Origin of the sequence: Halolamina salina (assembly GCF_042678005.1) — an archaeon.
Taxonomy (GTDB): Archaea; Halobacteriota; Halobacteria; order Halobacteriales; family Haloferacaceae; genus Halolamina; species Halolamina salina.
Window position 1 is genome coordinate 1 of sequence record NZ_JBHUDH010000060.1, and the last position, 9527, is coordinate 9527.

Sequence of the window (9527 nt, forward strand, 5' to 3'; positions counted from 1 at the left end):
GTAGATCATCGCGAGGACACCGACCAGGCCGCTGGCCGCGACCCGTCGGTCGGGGTACAGCGTTACGTCCAGATCCTCGGCGGTGACACGGTCGAGCCACGTAATGACGGCCGCGCCGGCAAAGAGGGTGAGCGACAGGGCCAACCAGTGCCGGTACAGCGCTTCGCCGGCGAGCAAAACCAGCGACAGGCCAAGCGGAAGGGCAACCTCCGAGCCGGGGAACGCGGTCGCAAGCGTCCCAAGGAGTGAGACAACCGGCTCGAGCGTGATGTTGAAGCCGGCTGATTCGCCCCCAGACCACCACGATATCGGGAGGTACAGGACCGACCCAGCAACGAGGATAAAGGCACCCTCGTAGGCCAACTTCGAGGCAAGCCCCGGCAGGACACGGGTCCGTTCGTCCCATACCTGGCGGAACTCTGCAAGCGATTCACGGACCGTCGCGACGTCGTCGGGCCGTTCGCCGTCGAACAGCCCGAGAATCCGGTCGTGATAGCCGGCGAGGGATTCGCTTCGGTGAATCGTCAGTTTCGTCGGTGAGACGTTGATCAACTGGGGCCGAATCGCCCGCAGGTGGTCGCGTTCGCGTTCGTCGGTCGCGTCGTACTTGAGGTAGCTGTTCGCCGCGGCGATGAAGAAGATCAGCGTCGCGAACGCGAGCCACGAGACGGCCGTCCGCCACTGGCTGACAGTACTCGAGCCCCCGAGGAGACGCAACAGGGCCGCAGAGGCGGCCAGCAAGAAGATGATGTACGCCAGCCCCCAACGGAAGGCAAAGCGGTCCGTTCCCTCGAGTTTCACCGGTGCACTCTTCTCGAGTAGCCGCAGGACCATCAGTCAGCACCTCCGACGCCATCAAGGTTGATTCGGGAACTCGAGACGCCGTCGAGTTCGGCGGATTCGACGCGTTCGTTCAGTCGCTCACCTTTGTCCATGTGTTCAGCAGCGCACAGCAACTCTTTCTGGTACATGTACGCGGGCGGGAAGTCTGCCTCGTCGTGGAGAATTGTATCCATCTCCATCAGGAACGACAGCAGGTCCATCTCCCGGCGGACGTTGCCCTCGTCGTCGGTGTACGTGTCGTGGTCGGCGACGAACTGCATGAGTTCAGCGAGGACGCGAGCGTACTGTTCGCGGTCCTCGAAGTCGCCGGGGAAGGAGGGGTTCAGTTCGTCGATCAGCTCGGCGTCGCTCACCTCGTCGTTGTCGATCGGGAAGTTGACCCGCGAGATATCGATCTCCTCGTCGAACACGCGCTCATCGAGGTCGTCGGCCGGGATCATCTCGATAATCTCGCGAGCACGGTCGTTTTCGTACTCGAGATTCGAGAGGTCGAACGTTTCCACGTGGCCGGTTCGCTCGCCGCCGTCGGAGATCGGGATCGACTCTCCGTCATCGTCACCATCGTCCTCGAGCGAGCCTTTCACCGCACGTGCCTCGATAAGCTGGCCGTTTTCGTCGTACTCGAGGCGGCCGACGTAGCCGACCTGGGCCATCATCTGGAGCATCGTTCCTTTGACCGACGCCGGCGACCGGAAGAGGCTGTACTGCTTGAACGCCAGCCACGTGTTCCGACCAAGGTGGTCACGGAGTGCACGGGCGATGTGGTCGGGGAACATCTCGTTGAGGCTCATCTGCGGGATGATCTTTCGAGCCTTCTGAAGCCACGCGTCGTCGATCTCGCGTTGCATTTCCTCGAGTTCGGCGAACTGTTTCTGCGTGCGGTTCCGGTAGCGGTAGTGTTTCGCGATCGAGACGACCACAATCGCGAGGATCAGACCGCCGATGACGAGCCCGCCGGGCGTCCAGAACAGCATCGTCACCGTCCCGATCATGTCGTTGAGCAACGACTGGCCGGGGGACGCGAAGAAACCCTCTTTCTGGAGGCCGCTCCGAATCGTCTCCGTTGGGTCCTGCCCGGGTGCGATGTTCTGGGCGTCGCGTTTGACTGATTCCCACGTTGAAAGTTCGTCCTGTTGGTCGTCGTACTTACTCTGGGGAACGTGCGCCCACGCAACGTCTGAGACGCGAACATCAGCGATATACCGCGTCGTTGCGCCGTTCTCGCGGACGTCGAAATAGACGCGTGTCGTTGCCTCGTTGCCCTGCGGATCGAACGTGAACGTCTCGGTTGCGTCGTTCGGTTCGATCGTTCCGGGGCCGTCGAGGACTCCGACGTCGGTCACGTTCGAGTAGTTCGCATTCTCGAGTGTAAGCGTCTGTTCGGGGCCGTGGGCGTGGTAGACGGTCGCGTTTTCGGCGCGGTCGGTCGAGACCTCAGCGTCGATGTAGTCCGGTTGCGAGACCGTTACCTCCGCTCGTTCATCCGCGAAGGCAGTCCCCGACGCGGCGACGAGCAGCGACGAGATCGCCAGCAGTGCAAGCAGGGCCGTGGTGATGCGTCTCATTGGTTCATCTCCTCCTCGAGTTTGTCGTAGGGGTTCTCGAAGTCCTCCACGTCCGTCGTTCGGCGGCCGTCCTGGTCGAACATCCCACGGAGCATACCCAGCAGTTGCAGCGTTTCTTTGAGTTGCGGCGCGGTCTGGCTCTCTTTGACGTTACGAAGCTCTTCGTTGGATTCCTGGTACATGTCGACCTTCTGGTCAAGCGTCTTAATCGAGTGCTCGAGACTGTCGATAAGCTGGTTCACGTTGTCGACGACATCCTCGTCCATTTCGTTCGGCAGTGGCGTATAGCGATCCGAGTAGAGCCCGAACTCGTCGTACTCGAGGTCCGAGGCGTGGGTGAACATGACCGTGCCGAAGTTGTCGGTCTCTTTCGTGACCGTCGTCGCGTTCAGTCGATCAACGACGGGTTCCTCGCCCGCGTCGTCGCTCCGGTTCGACCGGAGTTTCGACGCCTCGTAGGGGAGGTCTCGCTTCTTGAGCGGGCGGGAGTTGAAGCCACCATAGGAGAGATCGACGTAGGGCGAAAACAGCGACCGACCGGCTTGCTCGCCTTGCTCTTCCCCAAGGCGGAGATCGAAGTCGTCGCCGTAGTAGACCAGCGACTTTGCCATGTCGATGTAGGCTTGAATGCCGTCCTGCCGGCCTTTCAGGTACACCAAGAGGCTGTAAGACAGGAATCCGAACGCACCAAGCGCCAGCGGATTCTTGAACGTCGTTCCAAATATCGGATACAGATACAGGACCAACCCAGCAGACAGTAAGAGGCCAGCACCGAGTAAGAGCCACTGGGCGGCCGTACTCGGCGTGAGTCGTTCGCGGATCGACGGGTCCGGGTCCTCCCACGTATGGGGATCATGAACGTCTCGAGCTGACGGCTCGTCTGGGTCTTTGGTCCGGCGCTGTCGGAGGTGGTCTGGCCAGTTGAAGGGGTTGAACTTCGAGCCCGGCGACGTGGTCTCACTCATCGGCCGTCACCTCCTGGCGATACTCGTCGGGCAGCTCGTACAGTCCGCGATCGACCTTCGTGACGACGTCGTTCTCGACGAGTCTCGAGAGTCGTTGCGAGATGTACTGTTGGACGACGCCGATCTCGCCGGCAAGGTAGCGCGGCGTGCAGCGGCCCTCGAGCAAGAGCCACAGTATTTCTTCGTCGACGTCCCTCAGTTCGATGCTGATCCGGCTCGTCTTGATTGTGGTAGTCTGATCCATGCGGAGCGGATGCTGGTTGGTTCATTGATTGAACACTGGATCGGGAATTGCGATGTTGATAATTCGTTAGTTGGAATTGCGATACGACGGCTCGAGGTCGATTGGCGGCGGTCGGTCGGTGGAGTTGCTTCTCACGTGTGCGTAGGCGCGTTTCATGAAATTTTGCTGTACTATTTGATTCCGCGGGCGTAATGCGCGCGCTTTCCAATATACAGGACTATCGCTCAGGGCCAAGACCGGTAGACATGGTGGGCATCCCGACTTCCTCTTGCGATTTTAGGTAGCCGACGCGATAGGCCTGTGGTAGCCTTTGGTGGCCGTGGTCTATATTGGAACGTCCTCGCCACGAAGCACAAGTGTCCGGTGAGCATACTTCCGCTCACCGTCGACAGTTGGCTTCGCATCAGTGTCGTCCCCAAGGTCGAAGTGGTTCTTTACGCGCCGATGGATCTTGTCGTGGCTCATAATCTTCTTGTCTTGGACTTTCGCCCACTCGTTGTACGTGTCTGTGATGTACTCTTTGACTGCGTAGTCGTTCATGTCGTTCGTCTGGTCGATGAACTTCTCGCAGAACTCCGCGACCGGGTCGTCCGGCGTGTCGTCGAACTTGAGCCGTGCCGGGACGTTCGCGTTCCACGGCGCCGGGAGTAGCTTCTCGCCGGTCTCGTCGACTCGAGCCCGCATTCCGAGGCCGCTACCGTCCTCTTTGGCTTCGAGGTGGTGACACGGCGGCGGCGCGAACTGAATCGGCATGGTGTAGCCGTCCTCGTTGACAAGCGCGCATTTCCCCGGTTGTTCGAACTGGGCGATCGTCTCTGCCGGGTCGGTGTCGTCGAGTCGCGTCTTGAAGATATTTTTCACGTCGGGGACGTGGCTTTGGAAACAGTAGATGTGGTCGAACAGCCCGGATACTTCCGATGAGAGTTGCTGTTTGAACTCCTGCGTGTCCGCGATAATCTCGGTGTTCGCGTGGCGGGCCAGCGCGAACAACTCTGAGAGTGTATCGATCATGTAGCCCTCCATCGTGCTCTCTGCCTCCTGTTCGGACTTGCTCCGTGGTGCGACCTTGTGCATCTCGCGCATCACGATGGTCATCGGCGCGAAGTTCTCGGTCAGATTGTGCCGCGTGAGTTGCTCACGGGCGTCGTAGACCGAGTCGAGTAGGTACGACAGTACCAGTAGCCGGTCCGAGGGCTCGCGGATGGTGTGGACGGTAAACGAGGTAATCACGTCCTCGTTTTGCATGATGTCTGACCAGTCGAGTTGGTGCTCACACTCCTTATCCCGGATGAAGGACTTGCCTTGTGCCGTCTCGAGGGCCGTCTCGATGCGATCGCACACCGAGTCACCCGCGCCGGTTTTGTTTCGGACTGTGTCGGCAACGTCTTTCAGCGTCCAGTCGCGCCCGGAGTTGACGAGCTTCTGGTGGGCCGATCGGAGGTGATTCTCCTGAGTCGGCGTCGTGTTGTGCAACAGCATCACCAACTGTCGGAAGGTCAGATCCGACGCCGGGATTGTAAACGGCCGCATCACCGGCTCGTCGCTGTCCTCGTTGTACGGCACCTGCATTTTCTCGAGGCCGGGCGAGAGTGGCGCCATGATCTCGAGGTTCGGCCGCTCGTCCCAGTCCTCGAATCCGGCACCGAGGTCCATCGCCTCGCGGGCTTCGATCAGATCCGCGTTCGTCGGCTCCTGTTGGGGGAGGTCGTAGGTCGCGTTCTCTGATTTGAAGAAGTCGACGAGGTCCACGATCTTGTGGCCGTTGGCATAGGAGTCGAGCACCATTGACTCGACGGCCGTCGACTTGCCCGACCCTTTCGAGCCCGCACAGAGGATCGTTTTCAGCTCGTCGTCGGTATCGCGAATGTCAAGCGTGCCGCCGGCGGTCGAATCCGGCCGGACGTACCGCTCGCCGAGTTGCATCGAAAAGCCATACACCGGCTGTTGTTTCTCGAGGCGCGAGGGCAGGTAGCCCTCCATGATCGCCGCGCTCTCGAGGCTTTCAAACACACCATCGAGGATGCGCTGGCGGTGTTCTTCGGGCGTTTCCCCCCGGTTCGAGCGTGCAGATAACCATTCCCTCCCGTCGACGGATTCGGGTGTGAGATAGCGGTCTTGGTTCTCGAAAAACCGCGAGAGTGCGGTCATATGCCACCCGTAGGGACTGTCGTGCAGGCGTTCGTCGTACAGCCGCAGGCTGTACCGATCGATATCCAGCACTGGCAGCAGGCCCGCCGAAATGATTCGTGCAAGCTGGCCGTACTCGCCTTTCGACTGGGCTTCGTGGCCGTCGTCGATCGCCGTCCGAATCCGCTGGCGGATCGCTTTCTGCCGATTCTCGAGTTCCTCGTCGGTCCGAAACTCGTGATAGGACAGGACGTTCGGCCCGGTGACGGCTGGGCCAGTGTCGTAGGCCTTGCTCATTGAGTTGGCACCTCGCGAAGCTCAGACGCACGGTCTTCGAGCAGTTCGTTGTGGATCTTCGAGATTTGCCGATGCAGTTTCCCCTCGCGTTGGTCCCACGCATCGAGGACTTCGTGCAGCACCTCGGCGCCGGCGTGGCGGTGGATGTACTCGAGGGCACGCTTCCGGCCGCTTTTCTGGGGCAGGACCGAGTCGCCGTTGTACCGGATCTTTGCCGGGATTTTGCCGTTCGTCAGCGGGCATGTCGGGTTTGAGCACGTACACAGTGGGCCACGATTGCCGCGCTGTTTCTCCGCGTAGGCTTCGCTGACGTATTTGGCGACGTGCTGGTCGAACGCTTTGTCCGATTGCAACGAGATGTACTCCTGGTACACCTCCGGCAGTTCGTTCTCGAGGCGATCGCGCACCTCGGGGTCGACGCTGTCACGATCGAGTTCGCGTTCGATCGCATCGAGTCGGTCGCGTGGGTCTCTATGGAGTGGCATGGTTAGACGAGTGCTTTGTCGGGGCGTTCAACCGCAAACCAGATGGTCGCGAAGGCGATCAAGCCAAGGGCGATCAGAAAGAGCATCGTGCTCCCGCTGCGGAGGAACGTAAACGCAATCAGTACGATAAGTATCGCACCGACAACTCGGCGGAGGAAATCGAACGTGTTGTACGCCGATTCGACGGCCTCGCCGTGGCGGTAGACCACCAACAGCGTCAGTAGCACCGTCGCGACGGCGGGAAAGATGAATCCGGCATCCATCGCTTATCTTCCCCGCTTGAGTCGGAACAGGATTCTCGAGAGGACGAAGTACAACACCAGTAGGATTGCTCCCCACACAACGGCGACGATTAGGACCGATGCGAGACCGGTCGTCAACAGGAACGTCAGCGCGATGGTGATGAAAAAGAGCCACAGGAGCATCCCGCCGATGCCGCCGATTTGTGGGTCTGGTAGTAGTTTACCCAAAGAGATCACCTCCGTCGAAGAGATCCTGAAACCGATCCGGGATTAACTGGATATCTCGGATATTCCCACGAAGGCGGTCCATGAATGTCGCGTTGACCTTGTATCGGACCGTCGGCGGGTCCTCGGTTTTCGAGACGATGTACGAGGTGCTGTTCTCTGAGTCTCGCGTGTAGTAATACAGGTCTTGACGCATGGATTCACCCTGCGGCGCGTTGATCCACGTTTCTTCGGGCTGGTCTGGCGTCGCGTCGTACTGGACGGTTAGCTGGTCGGAATGCGTACCGATCTCGTAGCCCGGCCCCGATGTGAGCTCGTCTGCCGTGACGTAGTTCCACTGCGAGCCGTCGCCTCGAAGTGTGACGCCGACCGATTTGTTCATCCGCTGGTCGACGCGCTCGAGGGCCTTGTAGCTCATCGAGTCGTACCACTTCGCCGGGAGGACGACATCGGCCGGGCCGTCAAACTCGAGGACGACCGACGTGTACTCGCCGCCGCGGGCGGGTTCGAACGTCGCCGTGTGGTCTGTCGTGATTGATTCGACGCCCTCCTGCTTGTACGGCGTCCAATACTCCTTTGGGATGAGGATGCGGACCGTGCGCGTCGCCTCCTCGTTATACTCGAGCCGGAGGTAGTCGTTGACGGCGTCGGTCGGCGTGAGTTTGTGCTCGAGGCCGACCTCGCTTTTCTGCGTTGCCACGGTCGCGGTCATATCGATTCGAGTGAGTCTCGTCGATGTGTGACCCTGACTGTTGAACTCCGAGACGGCGTCGGAGGAGTCAAGGTCGTGTTGTGCCCCGATATCGGTCACGTGCTCGTCGGTCGTCCCGTCGGCTGCCAGCGCCGGCAGCGCGAACAGCGAACAGACGAGGAGCGCAACCACTACCAAGGATCGAATGCGAGTCATGGGATTACCTCACAGCGGCCACCGGTCGTCGACGGCTGGAATGAGCCGCAGGAAGCCGAGGAACGCGAACAGCAGGACGACCGGCACGAGGATGAGTGTCCCGACGAGTCCGATACTCGAGGTCATAATCACGAACGCCGCGAGAACGACCGAGCCGATGATCTGTTCTTCCGGGCTGCCGGTGCCGATCGCGTTGGCGATCTGCGTTTGGGCTTCTTTGACGATATCAACCATTAGAACTCACCTCTCCGACCAGGATCTCGAGGACGCCCTTGCTGTCGGGGCCAATCGTAATGCCGTCCCAGTAGCGGCCCTTCAGTTCTTCGACGTATTCACCGTCGGGCATTGCGTGGTTCCCGTCGCCCGATTCGTCGATGAACTTGCGTCGGTACTCCATGAGGTCGTCGTCGGCCAGCCGGGCGTGAGAATCCTTGATTCCGACCTGATAATCAGGGTTCTCTGGTGCTTCAATCCGCCAGTCGATCGCCGTGAACTCCTCTGTCGAGTCGTCGTACTCAGCTTCGATGACGGTCTCGACGCGGTCGCCCTCTCCGCGGATGGTCGACTCGAACACGTCGACCTGGAGCGTCGTCGTCCCGAGCGGTTCGACCTCGTCGTGCTCCGAGACGAGCCAATTGCCGTAGTTGATCCAGTGCTCTTCGTTGGCGACGAACTCGTTTCGCATCCCGTCGGCGAGGTTCTCGAGTGACGGTGTCTGTGCGAGCGGCGACTGGCGGGCACTTCGGAAACCTCGAAGGAACGCGAAGATGGAGCCGTTGCCGACGTCGAACCCGCTTGCGAGGAGGCCACCCGGCGGGCTGTCGTCGTCGGTCTGGGCGCTGGCGGTCGTCGTTGCGAGCCCGGCAGTCCCAATCGCCGTGAGCGTGGCGCCGGTCTGCCGCAGGACTCGTCGTCGGTGTGGATCTTTGAGTTTCATGGTTGGTCTTGTACTGAAAACGAAGGGTGGGGGGTCGGTTGGGAGAGGGGGCGAAGGACCAGAGGCGAGGAAAGCGCCCTCGAGCCCCACTGGTGGCCCGGTAGGAGACCGGGCACGCGACCGACGGGAATCGAACCCGCATTGCAGAACGCCAGTCCCGGCCGCTGGGCCGCACTGCATTACTTACTCCGCCGCTCGTCCGGTCCGATTCGCCCGCGCGACGCTATCGAGATCGGCCATGTACTGTTCTGCGCGCGCGTAGGCTGCCTCGCGCTCGAGGTCCGACGCGATCACCTCGGATCGGCCGTCAGGGAGTTGGTGCGTGACCGTCCACAGTCCCGAGAGCCCGCCCGAAGTCAGTTGGATGTGGTCGGCCTGGCCGCGACGGGACCAGGTCTTGCGGAGCGGGAGGTCCTCATCGCAGAGCCAGTCCCCATCGGGGCAGACCGATGGACTAGGCCGCAGATCCAGCGACGTCGTCGCCGCATCGAACAGCGTCAGCCCGGCCTCGCGAAGTCGTGGGACCAGTGCCCGTCCGCGATCGCGGTCGGTCTCGGTCGGTTCGAGCGTCTCGTGGTGATCGTGCGTTGCCATAAGGACCCGCCACTGGAGTCGAACCAGTGCAAGACTGCCTGTGCGGGTCGAACGCAGAATCAGTTAGCAAACAGTGCGTCCGTTACGCGCCGAGAC

At 60.9% G+C, this 9527-nt stretch carries 12 protein-coding genes; all 12 read right to left on the reverse strand.

Annotated elements, in window-relative coordinates:
- A partial coding sequence (locus ACFR9S_RS06900; protein WP_379818328.1) for a hypothetical protein occupies positions 1-834 on the reverse strand: 834 nt, incomplete at its 3' end.
- Positions 834-2408: a hypothetical protein gene (locus tag ACFR9S_RS06905; protein WP_049991458.1), complete on the reverse strand. Its 1575-nt coding sequence runs from the start codon at positions 2406-2408 to the stop codon at positions 834-836. The genes ACFR9S_RS06900 and ACFR9S_RS06905, both read right to left, overlap by 1 nt.
- On the reverse strand, positions 2405-3373 hold the full coding sequence (locus tag ACFR9S_RS06910) for a hypothetical protein (protein ID WP_143067761.1): 969 nt from the start codon (positions 3371-3373) through the stop codon (positions 2405-2407). Before ACFR9S_RS06910 ends, ACFR9S_RS06905 begins: the two co-directional genes overlap by 4 nt.
- Positions 3366-3617 (reverse strand): winged helix-turn-helix domain-containing protein, encoded by a 252-nt coding sequence (locus tag ACFR9S_RS06915; RefSeq protein WP_049991460.1) that lies wholly within the window; start codon positions 3615-3617, stop codon positions 3366-3368. Before ACFR9S_RS06915 ends, ACFR9S_RS06910 begins: the two co-directional genes overlap by 8 nt.
- 324 nt (positions 3618-3941) lie before the next feature.
- Positions 3942-6041, reverse strand: a complete 2100-nt coding sequence (locus ACFR9S_RS06920) for a hypothetical protein (RefSeq protein WP_049991461.1) — start codon at positions 6039-6041, stop codon at positions 3942-3944.
- Complete coding sequence (locus tag ACFR9S_RS06925; protein ID WP_049991462.1) at positions 6038-6526, reverse strand: hypothetical protein; 489 nt, start codon at positions 6524-6526, stop codon at positions 6038-6040. The genes ACFR9S_RS06920 and ACFR9S_RS06925 overlap by 4 nt, the downstream gene beginning before the upstream one ends.
- A gap of 2 nt (positions 6527-6528) precedes the next feature.
- On the reverse strand, positions 6529-6789 hold the full coding sequence (locus ACFR9S_RS06930; protein WP_049991463.1) for a hypothetical protein: 261 nt from the start codon (positions 6787-6789) through the stop codon (positions 6529-6531).
- A 3-nt stretch (positions 6790-6792) separates the two neighbouring features.
- Positions 6793-6996: a hypothetical protein gene (locus ACFR9S_RS06935; protein ID WP_143067760.1), complete on the reverse strand. Its 204-nt coding sequence runs from the start codon at positions 6994-6996 to the stop codon at positions 6793-6795.
- Positions 6989-7876 carry a hypothetical protein gene (locus ACFR9S_RS06940; protein WP_049991464.1) on the reverse strand — a complete coding sequence of 296 codons (888 nt, stop codon included), beginning with the start codon at positions 7874-7876 and terminating at the stop codon, positions 6989-6991. Before ACFR9S_RS06940 ends, ACFR9S_RS06935 begins: the two co-directional genes overlap by 8 nt.
- Before the next feature lie 33 nt (positions 7877-7909).
- A complete protein-coding gene (locus tag ACFR9S_RS06945) occupies positions 7910-8134 on the reverse strand; it encodes a hypothetical protein (RefSeq protein ID WP_049991465.1) in 225 nt (74 codons plus the stop codon).
- Complete coding sequence (locus ACFR9S_RS06950; protein ID WP_379818329.1) at positions 8127-8927, reverse strand: hypothetical protein; 801 nt, start codon at positions 8925-8927, stop codon at positions 8127-8129. The genes ACFR9S_RS06945 and ACFR9S_RS06950 overlap by 8 nt, the downstream gene beginning before the upstream one ends.
- 93 nt (positions 8928-9020) lie before the next feature.
- Positions 9021-9431 carry a hypothetical protein gene (locus ACFR9S_RS06955; RefSeq protein ID WP_049991466.1) on the reverse strand — a complete coding sequence of 137 codons (411 nt, stop codon included), beginning with the start codon at positions 9429-9431 and terminating at the stop codon, positions 9021-9023.
- Positions 9432-9527 lie beyond the last annotated feature (96 nt).